This is a genomic window from Pseudanabaena mucicola FACHB-723, assembly GCF_014696385.1.
Taxonomy (GTDB): Bacteria; Cyanobacteriota; Cyanobacteriia; order Pseudanabaenales; family Pseudanabaenaceae; genus Pseudanabaena.
This window is the reverse complement of sequence record NZ_JACJQB010000054.1, coordinates 1-18605: the sequence shown is the minus strand read 5'-3', so window position 1 is coordinate 18605 and position 18605 is coordinate 1. Positions and strand designations below refer to the sequence as shown.

The 18605-nt window shown below is 43.4% G+C and carries 19 protein-coding genes; 11 read left to right on the top strand and 8 right to left on the bottom strand.

Annotation, left to right across the window (positions count from 1 at the left end; genetic code table 11):
* Window positions 1–31: 31 nt before the first annotated feature.
* From H6F41_RS16960 to H6F41_RS16940, 5 genes are all read right to left on the bottom strand, one after another.
* The gene (locus H6F41_RS16960) at window positions 32–1045 is read right to left on the bottom strand and encodes a CBS domain-containing protein (RefSeq protein WP_190404650.1); all 1014 of its coding nucleotides are present in this window, start codon (window positions 1043–1045) and stop codon (window positions 32–34) included.
* 424 nt (window positions 1046–1469) lie between these two features.
* On the bottom strand, window positions 1470–2546 hold the full coding sequence (gene acsF / locus H6F41_RS16955) for a magnesium-protoporphyrin IX monomethyl ester (oxidative) cyclase (protein ID WP_190404649.1): 1077 nt from the start codon (window positions 2544–2546) through the stop codon (window positions 1470–1472).
* Window positions 2547–2821: 275 nt separating this feature from the next.
* The gene (locus H6F41_RS16950) at window positions 2822–3262 is read right to left on the bottom strand and encodes a bacteriohemerythrin (protein WP_190404648.1); all 441 of its coding nucleotides are present in this window, start codon (window positions 3260–3262) and stop codon (window positions 2822–2824) included.
* 71 nt (window positions 3263–3333) lie between these two features.
* Complete coding sequence (gene hemN / locus H6F41_RS16945; protein ID WP_190404647.1) at window positions 3334–4734, bottom strand: oxygen-independent coproporphyrinogen III oxidase; 1401 nt, start codon at window positions 4732–4734, stop codon at window positions 3334–3336.
* A gap of 230 nt (window positions 4735–4964) precedes the next feature.
* Window positions 4965–5693, bottom strand: a complete 729-nt coding sequence (locus tag H6F41_RS16940) for a biliverdin-producing heme oxygenase (RefSeq protein WP_190404646.1) — start codon at window positions 5691–5693, stop codon at window positions 4965–4967.
* Between the two features lie 243 nt (window positions 5694–5936).
* Between H6F41_RS16940 and ftsH the strand changes: the two genes are divergently transcribed.
* The 6 genes from ftsH (at window position 5937) to H6F41_RS16910 (ending at window position 9581) form a co-directional block, all read left to right on the top strand.
* Window positions 5937–7799: an ATP-dependent zinc metalloprotease FtsH gene (gene ftsH, locus H6F41_RS16935; RefSeq protein WP_190404645.1), complete on the top strand. Its 1863-nt coding sequence runs from the start codon at window positions 5937–5939 to the stop codon at window positions 7797–7799.
* Window positions 7800–8001: 202 nt separating this feature from the next.
* Entirely contained in the window at window positions 8002–8187 is a 186-nt protein-coding gene (locus H6F41_RS16930) for a helix-turn-helix domain-containing protein (protein ID WP_190404644.1), read from the top strand.
* Window positions 8184–8645, top strand: a complete 462-nt coding sequence (locus tag H6F41_RS16925; RefSeq protein WP_190404643.1) for a type II toxin-antitoxin system VapC family toxin — start codon at window positions 8184–8186, stop codon at window positions 8643–8645. Before H6F41_RS16930 ends, H6F41_RS16925 begins: the two co-directional genes overlap by 4 nt.
* Window positions 8646–8656: 11 nt before the next feature.
* Complete coding sequence (locus tag H6F41_RS16920; RefSeq protein ID WP_190404652.1) at window positions 8657–8857, top strand: hypothetical protein; 201 nt, start codon at window positions 8657–8659, stop codon at window positions 8855–8857.
* 125 nt (window positions 8858–8982) lie between these two features.
* Complete coding sequence (locus H6F41_RS16915) at window positions 8983–9276, top strand: helix-turn-helix domain-containing protein (RefSeq protein WP_190404651.1); 294 nt, start codon at window positions 8983–8985, stop codon at window positions 9274–9276.
* A 104-nt stretch (window positions 9277–9380) separates the two neighbouring features.
* A complete protein-coding gene (locus H6F41_RS16910) occupies window positions 9381–9581 on the top strand; it encodes a hypothetical protein (RefSeq protein WP_190404642.1) in 201 nt (66 codons plus the stop codon).
* Here H6F41_RS16910 and H6F41_RS16905 read toward each other — a convergent pair.
* Entirely contained in the window at window positions 9578–10084 is a 507-nt protein-coding gene (locus tag H6F41_RS16905) for a DUF2726 domain-containing protein (protein ID WP_190404641.1), read from the bottom strand. The two genes, H6F41_RS16910 and H6F41_RS16905, sit on opposite strands and share 4 nt — an antisense overlap.
* A gap of 56 nt (window positions 10085–10140) precedes the next feature.
* Complete coding sequence (locus H6F41_RS16900; RefSeq protein ID WP_190404640.1) at window positions 10141–10911, bottom strand: hypothetical protein; 771 nt, start codon at window positions 10909–10911, stop codon at window positions 10141–10143.
* Window positions 10912–11158: 247 nt separating this feature from the next.
* On the opposite strand from H6F41_RS16900, the gene H6F41_RS16895 reads away from it, so the two are divergent.
* From H6F41_RS16895 to H6F41_RS16875, 5 genes are all read left to right on the top strand, one after another.
* Window positions 11159–12073, top strand: a complete 915-nt coding sequence (locus H6F41_RS16895) for an NAD(P)-dependent oxidoreductase (RefSeq protein WP_190404639.1) — start codon at window positions 11159–11161, stop codon at window positions 12071–12073.
* A gap of 204 nt (window positions 12074–12277) precedes the next feature.
* Complete coding sequence (locus tag H6F41_RS16890) at window positions 12278–13447, top strand: pyridoxal phosphate-dependent aminotransferase (protein ID WP_190404638.1); 1170 nt, start codon at window positions 12278–12280, stop codon at window positions 13445–13447.
* Window positions 13448–13511: 64 nt separating this feature from the next.
* Complete coding sequence (locus H6F41_RS16885; protein WP_190404637.1) at window positions 13512–14072, top strand: pyridoxamine 5'-phosphate oxidase family protein; 561 nt, start codon at window positions 13512–13514, stop codon at window positions 14070–14072.
* Window positions 14073–14179: 107 nt separating this feature from the next.
* Window positions 14180–17704, top strand: a complete 3525-nt coding sequence (gene nrdJ / locus H6F41_RS16880) for a ribonucleoside-triphosphate reductase, adenosylcobalamin-dependent (RefSeq protein ID WP_190404636.1) — start codon at window positions 14180–14182, stop codon at window positions 17702–17704.
* Between the two features lie 115 nt (window positions 17705–17819).
* On the top strand, window positions 17820–18155 hold the full coding sequence (locus H6F41_RS16875) for a putative toxin-antitoxin system toxin component, PIN family (protein ID WP_190404635.1): 336 nt from the start codon (window positions 17820–17822) through the stop codon (window positions 18153–18155).
* 4 nt (window positions 18156–18159) lie between these two features.
* Here H6F41_RS16875 and H6F41_RS16870 read toward each other — a convergent pair.
* Window positions 18160–18605, bottom strand: a 446-nt coding sequence (locus tag H6F41_RS16870; protein WP_190401965.1) for an IS630 family transposase, incomplete at its 5' end; no start/stop codon positions are given.

The following is an 18605-nucleotide window of genomic DNA, read 5'->3' as shown; positions in this document are numbered from 1 at the left end:
AGAGGTTCAATAATCTCCCACTCTTTATCGCTTAGGCTACTGCTATATCCCATGTTTGATCCCTTTCATTACTCTTCCTAAGATACCAAATGGGTTCTATATTCTGATTTTGCAGAAGCGCCGCCTTTTCTGATTCTAAATAGGCGACTTTTGCTTCCAAAATCTCTGTGAGGCTATATAGCTCTAGGGGATTGAAAACCTTCAATAAACTGCTTTGGGTGACGATGCCTACCAGTTCTCCCTGTGTACCTGTCACAATTAGGCGACGAATTAGGCGTTGCTCCATAATTTGTTGGACTTGCCACAGCGAAGCATCGGCACTAACCCCAAATATAGGTTTACTCATGCCTATTTTGGCAGTGCAATTTTTGAGTTCTAGCTCTAAAGACTGAAACTGGACGATATCCCGTTCGGTCAAAATCCCGATGGGAATCTGCAAGGATGGATCGTTGTGCATTGGCTCGACAATCACAACGCAGCTAACCTTTTCTGCTGCCATTTGTTGAGCAATTGCCATCATCGAGCGATCGGGTGGGGCACAAGTTACCGATGTACTCATTACCTCAGATACTAGCCGCAAGCGGAGGAGATCGAAGGGACGGAGGGTATGCCGCAGGCTTTCGTGGGTGAGTAGCCCTGTGAGCCGATCTTGATCGTCTACCAGTGGCAAATTGCGAATATGGTGATTTTGCAGTACGTGAATTGCGGATAGTAAATCCGTGAAAGCTGACTCTCGGAGGGTGATGACGGGATGGGTCATTACCTCACGGATGGGCAGATGATCGAGGGCAGTTGATTGGCTAATTAAACGCACAATGTCGCGCTCGGTGAGGATGCCGACTAACTTTTGGTTCTCGATGACTAAGACACAGCTCACCCCTGACTCATAGCCAGTGATTGCCCCCTGATGATCTAGATGACATTGCGATCGCTCCTTTACCATTTTTGCGATCGCATCACTAACTACCGTCGTTGGACTGACAGTGATGGGGTTGCGAATAATTGCCGATTGCAATTCTGATAATTTGAGCTTAGCTGTGTTCAAGAATATTTACCCTGAGCCTAAAAAACTATGCAAAATTGATTAATAAAATCATAAATACATCAGAAGATAAGCATGAATCTATGATTGACATAGCTTTGATTTATATAATATTTATTTCATTCAACTTATATTTTGCAACAATCGTTGAAACTCTAAAATACTAAAACCATAGTCATAATTTAATACCTGTAAAGATGACTCATCAAGTATTCTTTAAAAATTTATGATTAGTTTTTATTCCACCCCGATAATCATTATAGCAACAGGGGGTTTAGCTATGTATAAGCAGATGCAAATTACTGATATAGCGTTGCTGTTCACAAAAAAAACTGCTACAAATCTTGAAAGAAATGTAGCAGTTAAAATGAATATCAGAAATTGATTTGGATCTATCAAGTCCAAACAGTAGTCAATTTACATAGACCTACTTCACCTCCCTACGCTGTGATTCAGCATCAACAGCCCCGTTTAAATATATTAACAACAATTGCCAGAAGATCGCGATGAATAGGGGGAGTTTCTGTAAATTCTTTGCAAATTTAGGCAGATTACTCTTGTCAATAGCCATTAGTTGAAAATTGTAATCGGCGCACTTTTCTAACCTTGGGAAAAAGTCGGGATGACTAGTATCGAGAACTTCAGGAAATGCACTGAGGGCAGTGTGATTAGTATTGATCACCACTTGCTTGTTATATTCACGCGCATCTAACCCAATTGATTGATAAAAATCTTCGCGCTCAAATACGGTGAGGGTGTGGGTGGCAAATACCGTCAGTAAGAAAAATCGTGCCCAGAGTTTGGCTTGCCATGTACCCCATAGCTGTGGTTGCGATCGCAAAAGCACCTTAAAGAAATCACCGTGACGGTTTTCGTCTTGACACCAGCTTTCAAAGTATTTGAAAAGCGGATAGAACTGATTTTCGGGATGATCCTTTAAATGATAATGCACCAGAATATAGCGCCAGTAGCCAATCTTTTCCGATAGGTACACCGAATAGATCACCCACTCTGGTTTAAAGAAGGTATAGCTGCGTTTTTTGGTCATGTTCACCAAGTCCAAAGATAGCTTAAAGTCCTTCATTGCCTTGTTCAGAAATCCTGCATGACGGGCTTCATCCCTTGCCATTAGGTTAAAGGCTTCGGCGAGGAGTGGGCTGCGACCTTGCAGTTGGCGTGAGAGTTCTTTAAATAGCAGAAAGCCTGAAAATTCGGAGGTGCAAGAGCGCTCTAGAAAGTCAATAAAGGCGGCGCGAGTTTCTGGGTCAATGTGATCCCAAGATTGCTCAAAGGACTTGTCTCGTTTGTAATGGTAGCGATTGTAATCGGTGCGGAGTTCTTCGACCACGGCTTCCATTTCCGCTTGCTGTGATGAAATATCCATCTTGGCAACGGCATCGTAGTCTGTAGTGTAAAAGCGAGGAGTTAAAAGAGTTTCTTTAACAGGAATTTTGATACCTTCACGGAGTAGCTCTGGTTCTGGACGGGAAGAAATGGAAACCATAGTTTTAATTCAGATATAGATATTTTTAAATTGAGAGATTGGAACCCTCTTCTCCCTAGGGAGCTAACGTGTACACACAAGTCTAACTGTCTACGTTTCGATTGATCTAAGCCCCCTAAATCCCCCAATTCTGGGGGACTTTGAAAGAATTTTATTTTCTTGTTCCCCCAGAATTGGGGGCTAGGGGGCGATTAATTGTTGACTTGACTGGGTTTTATGACTTGTGTGTACACGGTAGCCCTAGGGAGAGGGGCTAGGGGTGAGGGCGTAAACATTTAATTGCAAGAGATAGGTAGTTCTTGGATTTGCTGCAAAAACTGAGTCATTTTGCGGTCCTCACCCTTGATGTGGTGAGTCAGCCATTCGCTAATGAATTGAGTGATATCAACGGTCATCTCCACATGCTGAGCGCGCAGCTTTTGGAGCAAACTATTCATTTTCGAGAGCAGCAAATCATGGGTTTGTTTATGTCTGGCATAGTCGGGATAATGCACCATCAACATCAAAGCTTCCTCTTGCTGAAAATGATCAACGGTATGCCGAGCAAAGCCATCCATGAGCCGCTGCAATGTGTCCACTTCTTCACGATTGATCACTGCTTCATGGAGTGTATTCACAATTTCAAATAGTGATTGATGCTGCTCATCGATAAATGCATGACCAGTTTCATATTCTTTTTGCCAGCAAGCGATCGGTCGAGTTAATGTCAAAATCATGGCAGTATGCAAAATGTAGAGAGCGTGGTTGGGCGCGAGACAAAGGTAAATTGCTAGTAACTAACTAGCGACTAAATGGATTTAGAAAACTTGCCATTGTCATTTTTAGTGAGGTATGAGTCAAACACGGAGGCAATATTGCGGATTAATAATCTTCCTGCTGGTGTGACCTCAATGTGGTCTGGGTCGATCTCAATCAACCCATCGGCTTCTAACTGGCGCAGTTTTGATCGTTCCGATGCAAAGTATTTACCAAAATCGCGATCGCAAGTTAGATGATATTTTGATTCGATCTCGCTCTGAGAGAGTGCAAATTGACACATCAGTTCCATAATTACGGAACGGCGCAAAATGTCATCGGCATTGAGTTTCACGCCGCGCTCAATGGGTAATTTATTGGCATCAATCGCCCGATAAAAGTCCTGTAAACCCTTATGGTTTTGGGTATAGACATTTTGCAGCATACTAATCGAGGTCATGCCAAAGCCCAACAGATCAGATTCAGGCTTGGTGGTGTATCCCTGAAAGTTACGGTGCAACCTTCCCTCACGTTGGGCGATTGCCAGTTCATCATTCGGTTTGGCAAAGTGATCCATCCCGATAAACACATAACCATGCTTGGTTAAAGTTTCAATCGTCATTTGCATAATTTGCAACTTTTCCTCTGGGGAAGGCAAAGTATTGGGATCAATCTTCTTCTTTTGCAATGGCTTGAGCCAAGGCACATAGGCGAAGTTAAAAACGGCAATGCGATCGGGATCAAGGGCAATGGTTTTAGCAAGGGTTTCGCGGAATGTTGCAAGCGTTTGATAGGGCAATCCATAAATGAGATCGACATTCACACCTTCAAAACCCACCTCGCGCATCCAGCACATTCCTTCAAAGAGCATCTCTTCGGGCTGAATTCGATTGACTGCTTCCTGTACTTGAGGATTAAAGTCTTGAATCCCAAAGCTAATGCGGTTAAAGCCTAGATTGCGTAAGCCTTGTAAGTATTCCTGAGTTAGTGATCGCGGATTGACCTCAATGGAAATCTCTGCATCTGCATCAAAGCTGAAATGCTCTTGTAAGCAATTCCATAATCTTTCCACTTGCTCAAAGGAAAAATAATTGGGAGTACCACCGCCCCAATGCATCTGATGCACTTTGCGATCACAATCTACCGTCGCCGCCACCTGCTCAATGTGCCGCATTAAATAACCTAAATATGGCTCAGCAATTTCTTTGCGGGTGCTAATTACCGTGTTACAGCCGCAGAAATAACAGGGAGCATCACAAAAGGGAATATGAGCATACAGAGATAGAGGTGTTTTTTGTAAATTACCCGCCGCGATTGCCCCACGAAAATCCATCTCATCGAAATTTTCGCTTAGCTCAGTAGCAGGAGGATAGCTGGTATAGCGTGGTACAGGCTGGTTGTACTTATGTAATAAATCAATATCAAATTTTACTGTCTGTACTGCTGTGGTCATCCATTCAATCTCTTGATTTTAAAGTTGTTTTTTAATATGTAACTGGTATTACTTGGAACCCTCACCCCCCAGCCCCTCTGCCGCAGGCGATGGAGAGCAAATCCTAATATTTTGTTGTTCTCCTCGCCTTTAGGGAGAGGGGCTAGGGGTGAGGGTTGTAGAAACTTCTACTCTAGTAAGGATTTTAAAAGTACAAAATGGCGTAGCCATTTTGTACTTTCGGATAACTTCTAGGCGGCGTGACGGTGATGCTCTGTACTACCAACGCGGTCTTGCTTCGTCAACAATTCAAAAACATGGGGATCGAGAACAGCCCTCACATCGGCTTCCAACTCATCCACCACATTCCGATTGAGCGCAAAGGCATAATTTGCCTCTTCCACAATTCGCGATATTGTCTCCTCATCGATATCCAAAGCATCTAATGTGTGACGATACTTCTCTTTAAATGACTTCTTATCTTCAATTGTAGGCAGTTGATCAAACTCATAAAAAGTCGTGCCGCAACCGCTAGGCAAATCCAAGGCAGAGCGAATAATATGCTTGAGAGCCTGTCCACCCGACAAATCACCCATATAGCGCGTATAGGAATGGGCAATTAAACAGATGGGATCTTTTTCAGAAAGCTCAATCAGACGATCGACATATACTTGCCCTGCTTTGAGTGGCTCAATTTGCGATCGCCAATCCTCATCATAGTAATAAGCCAAATCTTGCTCTAAGCTAGCCTTGCGATCTAATTCTGGAAAATACATTTGCCCAAGAATAGGATGCTGGGCATGGCGTTGTAACTCCGCTTCCAGCGTACTGTAAACCAAATAGAGATTTGCTAATAATTTCTTGAATGGGACAATCTCCACAATGCCCTTGAGAAAACATTTCATAAATGCAGTATTCTCGGCGACAGTATGGGACTTCTGTGTGCCTTCGCGTAGACGGGTAGCTAAGTGACTAGTCATCGGCATTTACTCACGAAACTTAATCACAGCATCCTAGACCTTATACCTATATATAATGTCAAGCAAAGTTATGTTAAGTAGTGAGAGCTTGCGCCAAAAAGCGCCACAATGCGGTGTTTTTTACGTTTTATCTTCCTAACGATACAGGCGGCTATCCCTACGTTTGCCGTCTAGCATCTGCCAACCATCATTTCTATAATGACTTCAGTAACAAATCGCAACTTGCACATTGCATTTAATAAAATGGCTGTCAAAAAAGAAGACCCCAAGCGATCCCGCTCTCGCTTAATCGGCAATGTTCTATTGCTGATCGGCGCAGGATTGCTCATAATAAACATCTTTCTCCCCAATCTGTTCGCACCACCCATGGCGCGAGTTCCCTATAGCCTCTTCGTCCATGAAATTGAAGAAGGTAACGTCGCAAGGGTATACATCGGACAGGACCAAATCACCTACCAATTAAAGGGTGTCACCCCTGACATCCCTGGCGATGTCATCTCCACCACACCAATTTTTGACCTAAATTTGCCAGAAAGACTTGAAAAAAGTGGTGTCGAATTTGCCGCCGCACCTGTGCAGAAATCAGGCTGGGTCGGCACATTACTTAGCTGGGTAATTCCCCCATTAATCTTTGTCGGTATTTTCCAACTGTTCAGCCGTAACGGTGGCGGTGGCGCTCCTGGTGGTTTGCAGATTGGCAAGAGCAAAGCAAAGGTCTATGTCGAAGGTGAAGCGACTAAAACGATGTTTGTCGATGTCGCTGGTGTTGATGAAGCCAAGCAAGAACTACAAGAAATTGTCCAGTTCCTCAAAACTCCAGAGAAGTACACCAAGATCGGCGCAAAGATTCCTAAGGGCGTATTGCTTGTGGGCCCTCCCGGAACAGGTAAAACTCTGCTCGCCAAAGCCGTCGCTGGTGAAGCAGGTGTTCCTTTCTTCAGTATCTCTGGTTCGGAATTTGTAGAACTCTTTGTTGGTGTCGGTTCTTCCCGTGTTCGTGATTTGTTCGAGCAAGCCAAAAAACAATCGCCTTGTATCATCTTTATCGATGAACTTGATGCGATCGGTAAGGCACGTTCTAGCGGTGGTATGTACGGCGGTAACGATGAACGCGAACAAACCCTCAACCAATTGCTCACGGAAATGGATGGCTTTGGTGTTGATGGAACGACAGTAATCGTTCTCGCTGCAACTAACCGTCCTGAAACCCTTGACCAAGCACTATTACGTCCAGGTCGTTTCGATCGCCAAGTCTTAGTCGATCGCCCTGACAAGAGTGGACGCTTAGCAATTCTCAAAATTCACGCTGCGAAAGTCACCCTCGATAAGAGTGTTGACCTAGAGACAATCGCTACTCGTACTTCAGGTTTTGCGGGTGCTGACCTTGCTAACCTCGTGAATGAAGCGGCGCTACTTGCAGCTCGTGCTGGACGCGAAACTGTTTTACTCGAAGACTTCGCTGAAGCCGTTGAGCGTGTTGTTGCGGGTCTAGAGAAGAAGAGCCGTGTTCTCAATGAGAATGAAAAGCGAATTGTTGCCTATCACGAAGTTGGTCATGCCCTAGTCGGAGCGCTTAACTCCAGTAGCGGCAAAGTTGAGAAAATCTCGATCGTGCCTCGCGGCATGGCAGCTCTCGGCTACACATTGCAACTCCCAACCGAAGATCGCTTCCTGTTGAGCAAAGAAGAAATCGAAGCCCAAATCGCGACTTTATTAGGTGGGCGATCGGCAGAAGAAATCATCTTTGGCAGCATTACTACAGGTGCATCGAATGACCTCCAACGTGCTACCGATCTCGCGGATAAGATGGTGACTAGCTACGGCATGAGCGAAGTTTTGGGCCCCCTTGCCTACCAAAAGCAACAAAATCAATTCCTTGGCGGTATGGAAATGGCACGTAATGTCAGCCCTGCGACTTCGGAAGCGATTGACAAGGAAATCAAAACCATTGTTGAAAATGCCCATGCCAAGGCGCTAGCGATTCTCAATGCCAATCGTGATTTGCTAGAGTCGATCTCTGAGAAGCTTTTAGAAACAGAAGTGATTGAAGGAGAATTCTTGACTGGTTTGCTATCTCAAGTTAAACCTGCTGAAGTTAACGTATAAGAGTATCAGTAATTTCAATTCATGTAAGTGTGCAAATACTTGCGTGAATTAAAATCCAAATCTAATTTTTAAAAGCAGAAAATGGCTAAGCCATTTTCTGCTTTGTCATTTTTTATAGGTCTGAAGCAGTTGTGACAGTTTTAAAAAATTGCGATCGCAAGTAGATGAAAAGGCTCTCAATCTCAAAATTTAGGCTGACTTGATGTTAAATATTAAACGATTTATTCAGTCTCAAGGATGGACGCAAAAGCAAGCCGCTTTGTTTTTTTGTGAAACTCAACCTCGGATTAGCGATTTGATCAATGGTGATATTGAGAGGTTTAGTATTGATAAGTTGGTGATGATGTTGGCTCATGCAGGTATGAATGTGAAAATTGAGGTGTTATGAATAAATCTCCATCTGTTTATCTGGATGCTTGCTGTTTCTGTCGGCTTTTGGATGATCCTTCGCAATATCGAGTTCGATTAGAGACTGAAGCAGTTGTAACGATTCTAGAATGTTGCGATCGCGGAGAAATGTCTTTAATTAGTAGTGATGCGCTAGAGTTCGAGTTACAGAAGATTCCTAGCGTTGAGGGACGCGAACAAATTTTTGCTTTTTTAGGTGCTGCAAAGACTTTTGTTGAGACTAATGAAAATATTGAGCATAGAGCAGAGAACTTTTGCAAACTAGGTTTTACTCTGTATGATGCTTTACATTTAGCATTTGCGGAAGCTTCAGAGGCAACTGTTTTTTTGACAACGGATGATCGCCTACTCAGGAAAGCAATAAGCTATGCTGATGATATTAAGGTTAAAGTTTTTAATCCAGTAACTTGGTTAATGGAAAATCAAGAGTTAATTTAGGAGGCTGAATGATGAAAGCTAGTGAGATTTCGAGACGTGGATATCAAGCTCTAATTCGAGAATTGGGCTATGCAGGGGCTGCAAGATTTTTGCTAAGGTTTGAGTCTGGTTCTGGAGACTATACTAAGGAACGTCATCAGTGGTTAGCACAAGTGACAATGGATGAATTTCGGTCTTTTGTGCGGCAAAAAAGAGAAAAGAAAAGTGATTAAAAATCCCACCTAATCTCAATCATAAAGCGATCGCCTAAAATATCCACACTTTCACTACACAAGCGATCGTAGATATGCCAAATAAGGTATATTAGATGAAACTCAAAAAATCTAGCAACAAACAAATGAGCCAAAATCAAGTTCCTGAAGCTATTCAAGGTGGTGCGAATGTATTTGAAGATTTAGGTTTTGCACCTGAGGAGACTCTCAATCTTAAAATTCGCGCTGACTTGATGTTGAATATTAAGCGGTTTATTCAGTCGCAAGGATGGACGCAAAAGCAAGCTGCTTTGTTTTTTGGTGAAACTCAACCTCGGATTAGCGACTTGATGAATGGTGATATTGAGAGGTTTAGTATTGATAAGTTGGTGATGATGTTGGCTCGTGCGGGTATGAATGTGAGGTTTGAGGTAAGTTGACTCAAGATGCTCGGTTTACCTTCGTGAATAAGAACTAGGCAAAAGAATTGAATCAAGGTAATAATGGATGTATTGTAATTCTTCAATAACAAGAGGTCTAAGCTATGACTGAATTACTTGAACGTGTGATTGAGCAATTAAAAATACTTCCTGCTGAGGAACAAGATGCGATCGCAACCCGTTTTCTTGCGGAAATGGAAGATGAACGAGCTTGGAAGATTCGTTTTGCTTCGACAATGGATGATCAATGGGATAATCTAGCTGCTATGGCACGTCAGGAAATCACTTCTAGAGATCTAAATTAAGAAATTTTTTCATGATTTTCTTCCATCACTGAGAGCAAGAAATCGCGTAATTGATCTCGTCCTAAGCCTCGATAAACATTCACTTCACAGCAAATATTTTGAGGTTGCTCGGCTTTGGCAAAGCGGACAATACCTTTGGATGGTTCGTCAGCATAAATTAATGGAAGTTCTGCTTTTCTAAGAATTGCTGCCTTTTTGCGATCTGCTTCTTGTCTCTCAGGTAATTCATGATAAGGGCTTTGGCGTTCTATCGCGATTACAGGTAAAGAAAACATGGCTTCATGGCGACAAATCAGAATATCGAGAGAGCTACAACTTTTGATAAATCTCTGTAACTCATAATGGAGACTTGCTTCTAGTCCGTTTTTCTGAACTATACGTGCAAGGGAAACTTCAGGAAATAAACGATATTGAGTTTTATCTTGCAAAACTCCTTCAATTAATTCCATCAAGCAAATTTGCCCTTGATGAAGAAAAGATTTTCCTTCTTGAACTTGGCTCATGTACATAGTATGTATGCTCAATTATTTGTCATAAATTAGCTTGGAGTTTTTTTTATTTAAAATGGTATGTCGTCATACTCATTTGGTCTTTCTCCATTAGAATGCAGGAAAAGTCCAAGATTTTTACTAATATCTAACAAAAAATCTTTTACTTCAATGTAGTTAGACAATGATATTCGAGTAGTTGATGGAAATCTCTGGTCTAAACTCAACTCATGACAAATATTTTGTTCGATCATGTCATGGATTAATGGGGCAAAGTTAAAATAAGGTGATTCACCTGAATGGGATAGAGAGTAGATTTTTTGTCCAAAACTAGAGGATTTCACATCATGTTCCCCTATTGCGCCAGATTCAAGAAGCCTGCCTTCAAAATCAAGCTTTCTTGATATTGGTATATATAGTTCTCTAATTTCTTCAAATTCTCCTCGATGCCATTCATCAAAATCTCTCCAACTGACTTTAGCCCTATTATTAGTCCAAATTCTGTCATGAACCGATAGAGCAATCTCTGACTGTTGTAGTACGACATACAAAGCACCTTTAGGACGCTTTGATTCGGTTTTAGGAACAATCGTTGCGTACTGTTTCCGATATCGAACTTCGTATAAATCCTTTAAACCAAGTTCATCTAATATTGCAATTACCGTCTCAATAGTCGGTATGCCAGAAGAATTAACTCCTGTAGTTACTGCTGAAGATAACTCTTCCTGATGGAGTAAATCACTGATACCCAATAAAGACTGGAGTTGCTTGATATCCCAAGCAATCTTTTGAGTACCATCATCGAGCGTTAGTAGCTCAACATTTAATGGTTGCCTGTTCACGATCCTCATATACCCAAACACACTAATTTGACTGCTTGGATTTACCCTAACACACTAATTTGGCTTTTTGGGCGATTTTGATAAAATATTTTTTGCATGAAGGTAAAGCAAGTCATCAATGCCATTAATTAAAAAAACAGCAAGTGCAAATTAGATGATCTCCTTAAAAACTAACGCGATCTCAAATCCTCTAGAAATAGTGAATCGAGGATTAAGATTGATCAATAAAAATTGATAAATTTTCGATATGACTCAAAAGATTGCTTTTCTTGGTTTGGGCGTAATGGGTGGGGCAATGGCTGCCAACTTAGTTAAGCGAGGCTATTCTGTGATTGGCTGGAACCGCACTAAAGACCGCCCCACAATCGCGACATTTACTGGTGCTGGTGGCATCCTCGCCCAAACTCTTCAAGAAGCAGTCCATGATGCTGATGTAGTGTTTTCCTGTTTGGGTGATGTACCTGATGTCACTGAGGTATTGATTGGCGAGCAGGGAGCGATGAACTCTGCCAAGGCAAATACTCTCTTTGTTGATACCAGCACGATCGGCAGTGATGCTGCCAAGACGATTGGCAATGCTTTGCTGGAGGATGGGTTGAGATTTATGGATGCCCCAGTGTCGGGCGGTGATGTGGGCGCACGCAATGGCACATTGACCTTTATGGTGGGTGGTAATCCTGAAGATTTGCAAGAATGTTTGCCCCTATTTGAGGCGATGGGCAGCAATATCAAACATTGCGGGGAGATCGGTAGTGGTCAAGCTGTGAAGCTGTGCAATCAAACCCTAGTATCTGTGTATATGTTGGCGCTCTGTGAAACAATGCAAATGGCTCAGAAAATGGGCATTGACCCGCAACTTGTAGTCGATGTCTGTGGCAGTGGTGCGGCTGGCTCGTGGGCTTTGACAAACTTGGGGATGAAAGTGGCGACGGGGGATTATCAGGCAGGTTTTGCCATTAAACATATGCTCAAGGATTTGCGTCTTGTCCAAGAAATTTGCGATCGCAATCCCTCAGCAATTACCCAAGAAGCTACCCCAGATTTTGCCAAAGACTTACCTGCGATCGCCCTAGCGATGCAAAAATTCCAACAAGTGAGTCAACTCGATGCTGGGCAAGCCTCTGAGCAAGGCACACAGGCAATGATTCGCGCCTACAGGTAGGGGCAATCCATGAATTGTCCCTACGATGAAATGAGGGTTTCCAGTTATTTTTGCGTAAGGACAAAAGTAGTGATAGCACTTTGCGCTGCCACTACTTTTGGGGTTTAAATCTTAAATTGTTAAAAATCTAGCAAACTCTAGCAAGTATGCTTTGATACAATGCGAAGCTAATCCCGTAATGCTGCCTCCGCTCCTCCAGAAAAAATGCAACTGGCAAAACGACTTCGTAATATTCAGCCTTCCTTAACTCTAGCGATCGACGCAAAAGCTAAGGCGATGAAGGCTAGTGGAATTGATATTTGTAGCTTTAGTGCTGGCGAACCAGACTTTGATACGCCCGATCACATTAAGGCTGCGGCAAAACTCGCGCTTGACCAAGGCAAGACCCGCTATACAGCCGCCTCAGGTATACCCGAACTCAAACAAGCGATCGCCGCCAAACTCCTGCGCGACAATCAATTAACCTACAAGCCCGATCAAATCATCGTTACCAATGGTGGTAAGCACTCGCTTTACAACCTGATGATGGCAATGCTTGACGAGGGGGATGAAGTAATTATTCCCATCCCATTTTGGGTGAGCTATCCCGAAATGGTCAAACTCGCCGATGCTACTCCAGTTTTTGTCGTCACCACCGAGGAAACAGGCTATAAAATTACCCCTGAGCAGTTAGAAGCGGCAATTAATCCTAAAACCAAGCTATTTGTCCTTAATTCGCCCTCAAATCCCACAGGTATGGTGTATTCACCTGCGGAAATTAAGGCACTAGCAGAGGTCTTAGAGCGACATCCTCATGTCTATATTGTTTCCGACGAGATTTACGAAAAGATTCTCTATGATGGAGCATCACATATCAGCATTGCCTCGGTAAGCCCTGCTATGTACGAGCGCACTTTAATTAGTAGCGGTTTTGCCAAAGCTTATTCAATGACAGGTTGGCGTGTTGGCTATTTGGCAGGCGCACCTGAAATCATCAAAGCGGCAACAACAATTCAAGGGCATAGCACCTCGAATATTTGCACCTTTGCTCAATATGGCGCAGTCACAGCCCTCAATGACTCACAGGAATGTGTAGAAACCATGCGAAAGGCGTTTGCCGAACGTCGTGATGTCATGTATGACCTGTTAACCTCCATTTCAGGCATTACTTGTCCTAAACCTGACGGTGCATTTTATCTATTTCCCAGTATCAAATCCTTTAATATGCCTTCCCTTGATTTTTGCGATAAGTTGCTCGAAGAGTTCAAGGTTGCTGTGATTCCGGGGATTGCTTTTGGTTTAGATCACTGTATCCGTCTTTCCTACGCCACCAATTTAGAAACGATTCGTGAAGGTTGCGATCGCATTCGTCAGTTCGCCGAAAAGTTAGCCTAAAATGCCTGATCAAAATCTCATTCTAAGGCTGAGGTTTTGATCAGACCACTAGAAAAATATCCCCATGGCAAAGTTTTACGATCGCATTACACCAGAGCTACAAACGTTCATTGAGGCTCAACATATTTTCTTTGTGGCAACTGCGCCCAATCAAGGACGTGTAAATCTGTCACCCAAGGGCATGGATGCCCTGCGCGTGATTAACGAATCTGAGATCGCCTATCTTGACTTGACTGGCAGCGGCAGCGAAACTGTCGCCCACCTCCTTGAAAATGCCAGAATCACAGTCATGCTCTGTAGTTTTACCGAAAAACCGTTAATTTTGCGCCTCTATGGTCAAGGTGAGCCAATCCGTCCTAGAGATGAATCTTGGCAAGAATATCTATCACTATTTCCTGCGATCGCAGGTACTCGTCAAATTGTGCGTGTCAAAGTGGAATCAGTCCAAACTTCCTGCGGTTTTGCTGTGCCTTTCTATGAATTTTCAGGTGATCGCCCCGCATTAAAGGAATGGGCAGAAAAGAAAGGGGAAGAGGGTATTTATGAATATTGGCAAGCCAAAAATCAACACAGCATTGATGGGCTACCCACCGAACTTTTAGAGACTCATATTCACAAACAATAAGATTCTAAAACTATTAGTAGTGTAAGAAACAAATTTTCTTTGTGTTTTAACACTAAATATGCGTTAAGGTATTAACGAAGCTAAACGTTAAATACAACAGCATTTTTATGGTGCAAGAACTCATCCGCCTCCCCAAAGAAGTAAGGTTTCCAGACTCTGCTCCTGCCGCTTATCCTGTATTTTTCAGGACATATAGCCGTAAATACAATAACAAGCGGGAAAGCTGGGCTGAGGTTTGCGATCGCACACTTACAGGTTTGAAAACACTAGGCAAGCTGACCGATGAACAAGTTGCCTTGATCGACAAGATGCAGAAACAGCTTAAGTCCCTCACCTCTGGACGCTGGTTGTGGGTTGGTGGTACTGAATGGGTCGATCGCCCCGAAAATTTCTCTGGCTCCTATAACTGCACTAGCACCAATGTGATCGACTGGCGCTCTTTTGGCTTGATGATGGATCTCGCCATGCAAGGATCTGGCACTGGCGGCGTATTAGAGCCGCAATACATTAGCCAACTGCCCGTAATTCGTAACCAGTTGCAAGTCAATGTCATCGGTGCGATCGGCGCAACCCCTGTCGAAAATCGTCGCCACAACACCGAAGTCGAATTTGACTATGCCCATAATGCCGTCAAGTTTTGGGTCGGCGATAGCCGCCAAGGTTGGGTCAAGTCCTACCAATCACTATTAGAACTATGCAGCGATGAGCAGTTTGATGCAGCTAAGCCTGTCCAAGTCACCGTTGATATCAGCGATGTCCGCCCCAGTGGTGAAGCCCTCAAAGGCTTCGGCGGTATGGCAAATCCTGTCAAGTTGCCTACCCTCTATGATCGCTGTGCCAGCATTTTAAATAAAGCGATCGGCCGTCAACTCACCTCCGTCGAGTGCTGCCTCCTCATCGATGAAGCCGCTGTTTGCATCGTGGCTGGGAACATCCGTCGTTGTCTTCCTGAAGATGCTCTTGTGCATACATCCAAAGGATTGATGGCAATTAAAGATGTGCAAGTTGGCGACTTGGTTCAAACTCCTTTGGGATTTCGGAAAGTCCTGAATAAATTCGATCAGGGAATGCAAGAAGTTCAAGAAATTGAAACCAATGCTACTTTCCCTAGAGCAACGATTAATCATCGTGTTGCTGTTCTGTCTGACGCTAAAGGTAGCATTCGTTGGAAATATGTGGCGGCACTTGATGAAGGCGATCGCCTCATGCACAGCACTCAAATCCTTTCAGGAACAGTCACCCATTTACCAGCAGACGATACTGAACAACGTCCAGTTAATAGCAGAAATGCTAAGTCCTTAACCATTCCCGCGTTAACTCCTGAAGTTGCTTGGTTGATTGGATTCACTCATGGTGATGGCTATGTAGCTTTAGGGAGAAATAAACATGACAAGCCCTATGGACGAGTAGAGTGGGCGATGAATGCCACTCAGCCTGAGCTTTGCCAAAAGCTGCAAGCTAAATTGGATCAAGCTTTAGCCATGTTTGGCTTGACAGCTACTCATGGTGTAGTCAAAGGAGAAAACACTGCTAAAACGGTCTGTTCTTCAATTCGCCTAGCTGAATACTTCCATAAGCATATTAAACAACCAAATACTGTTTTAGAAGTTCCATCTTTCATCTTGCAAGGATCTACAGACATTCGTTCTGCTTACCTAGCAGGTTTAATGGATAGTGATGGCGCAGTCGATAATCGTCCACCACATCTAGTGACATCTGTTTACCGCCAATTTGTCAGACAGGTAAGTGCTGTTCTTTCAAGCCTCGGTATTGCAGGTAGAATTAACATTACTATTCCCAAGGAAGAAAACTGGCAGGCAAAATATAATCTCACTATCCCTGCTCTCAAAGAACGTTATAACGCGCTTATTGCTCAACATTCAGTCAAGGGCGAAATCCGTCAAGGACTGAAGATGTATGGCTTTACGATCGCTGCCGAAATGATGCGTGAAGTATATACCTACAGCGAAATGCGTGATATGGGATTCCAAGGCTCTCGCTCTGTTAATTCCAACTATGAGCGTTACATTGCCGAATCTGATGTAAGCATGGATATTCCAGTGAGCGTCAAAGGTTTGGGTAGCCAAGACTATGTGCAAACCTACGACATTGAAGTAGAAGAAGCTCATTGTTTCTACTGTGATGGCTATCTAACACACAACTCAGCAGGTATGCGCCAGTTCTCCTCTGAAGATGCGCTCGGTTCTGTCGCAAAAGATAATCTCTGGCAGCAAGATGAAGCTGGTAATTGGAGAATCGATCCTGAGAGGGATGCTTTGAGAATGGCGAACCACACGAGAGTATTCCATCGCAAGCCAACTGAACAGGAATGTGTGGATGCAGTTCGTAAGCAATATTATTCAGGTGAAGGTGCAATTCAATGGGCAGGTGAAGCGATCGCGCGTTCTAATGCTGACTTGATTACAACTCCCGAACTAAAGCGTGATTTCTTAGCGGCTTATGTGAAAGGCGAAGGAAAAGAATGGTTAAAGAATCATCAGCCCGAAGTCTCTGAACGTGAGCTAGATCATAGATTACAGCGTTATGCCCTCAATCCCTGCGGTGAAATAACTGGGGCTGACTTCCATTGCAATTTGTCTGAGGTGCATCTCAATCAACTCAATCCTCGTAATGAGAAAGAACAGGAAGAAGCCTTTAAGGCAGGTGCTTTGTCGGTTGCGGCGTTGCTCAATCATCGCTTCAATGAAGAACGCTATCAATTTAGCCGTGAAGTTGACCCGATTGTGGGTGTATCCTTTACAGGACTATTTGACTTCTTCGTTCATGCCTTTGGAGTGGAATGGTTGCGCTGGTTTGAAGCAGGTCGTCCTGACACGGTGCAGGGACTAGACTTCAAAGAGAAAGAAGCCGAATATCTCAATCGCTGGCGTAAAATCGTACATCAAACAGTTTGGGAATACTGCGATGCTCACGGCTTACGCCGCCCGAATCGTTGCACGACAACTCAACCCGCAGGCACAAAATCTTTACTGACTGGTGCTTCCCCGGGATGGCATCCTCCGAAGGCACAGCGCTTTATCCGTCGGATTACTTTCCGTAAGGAAGATCCTGTAGCACGGGCTTGTATGGACTATGGCTATAGCATCATTCCTTCGCAATCGGATAAGGATGAGAATGGACAATTGCTCAATGATCCCTTCGATCCAAGATGTACGGAATGGCTGGTAGAGATTCCTGTGAGCGTGTCTTGGGCTGACCTTGACGGTGCGGACATGGTGGACATCAGTAAGTTCGATGTGATGGCACAGTTTGATTTCTATATGCAGGTGCAGAAGCATTACACCCGTCATAATACTTCGGCAACTTTAGAATTGCGCGAACATGAAATCGAGCCTTTAGGGAAGAAGATTTACGAAGCCATTCGTGATGATGAGGGTTATATCTCGGCGGCTCTGTTGGCGCGTTTTGATGACCTACAAACTTTCCCTCGTCTGCCCTTTGAGCCAATCGATAAGGCAACTTATGAGAAGCTCAGCGCTGAGGTGCTAGAACGTCGCAAGTCTGATGATTTTTACGCGAGTTTGTTGCGTTATGATTCGGGTGAGTTGATGGAGGCGGGACCTGCGGGTTGCGATTCTGATAAGTGTATGTTCCCTGAACAGAAGCCATAGTTTCTCTATAACATAGCGACTTAGTTGATTAGATAGAAAATTTCTATCTAATCAACCAAAATTTGAAACAGGAAAAATACTTATGGTAACTCGATAATTTTAAAGGTCATTATCAATGCCGCACCAAATTGTAATTGATACCAATGTCATTGTTGCTGGATTGAGATCTAGAAGTGGCTTTGCATTTCAGTTGTTAAATCTTGTTGGTACAGAATGCTTTGACATACATCTATCAGTACCTCTTGTCATGGAATATAGAGATGTTTTGTCTAGAGAAGGGCAGATTTCTTACCTGAGTTTGGATGATGTAGATAATTTGGTTGATTTTTATTGTCAAGTGGGGATAAAGCATGAAATTTTCTTTCTCTGGCGACCATTTTTGCGAGATCCCAAGGATGATTTGGTATTAGAGCTTGCTGTTAAAGCGGGAGGTGCGAGTATAATTACATAAGTAGCTAAGCAAAATTAATTACATAAGTTGAACCAAAGTCTCGAAGAACTTTTTCAACATAAGAGACTAAACTTTCCCAAGATTCATATGCATTGAGTTCAATCCACTCATACTTCATGAAACGCCACAAAATTTCAATCAAGTTCAACTGGGGACTATAAGGGGGTAACTGGAAAATCTCAACTTGCTGGTTCTTCCACTGCTCTAATTTCTCTTGAATCAGTTGACTGGTATGAATAGAGGCTTTATCCATAACAATCACTGTTGGCTTGGTAGATTGACGAGCAAAGTCATCGATACAAGCGAGAATGACTGCACTGGTGATACTGCGTTCAAAAACATAAGCAGATAAGTCATTGTTTCGATTCATCAAACCCACGACATTTAACCTCTTACTGCGTTGACTGGGTAAGCTTAAACCCGTCCCTTTCTCTTGCCAAGCATAGGGAA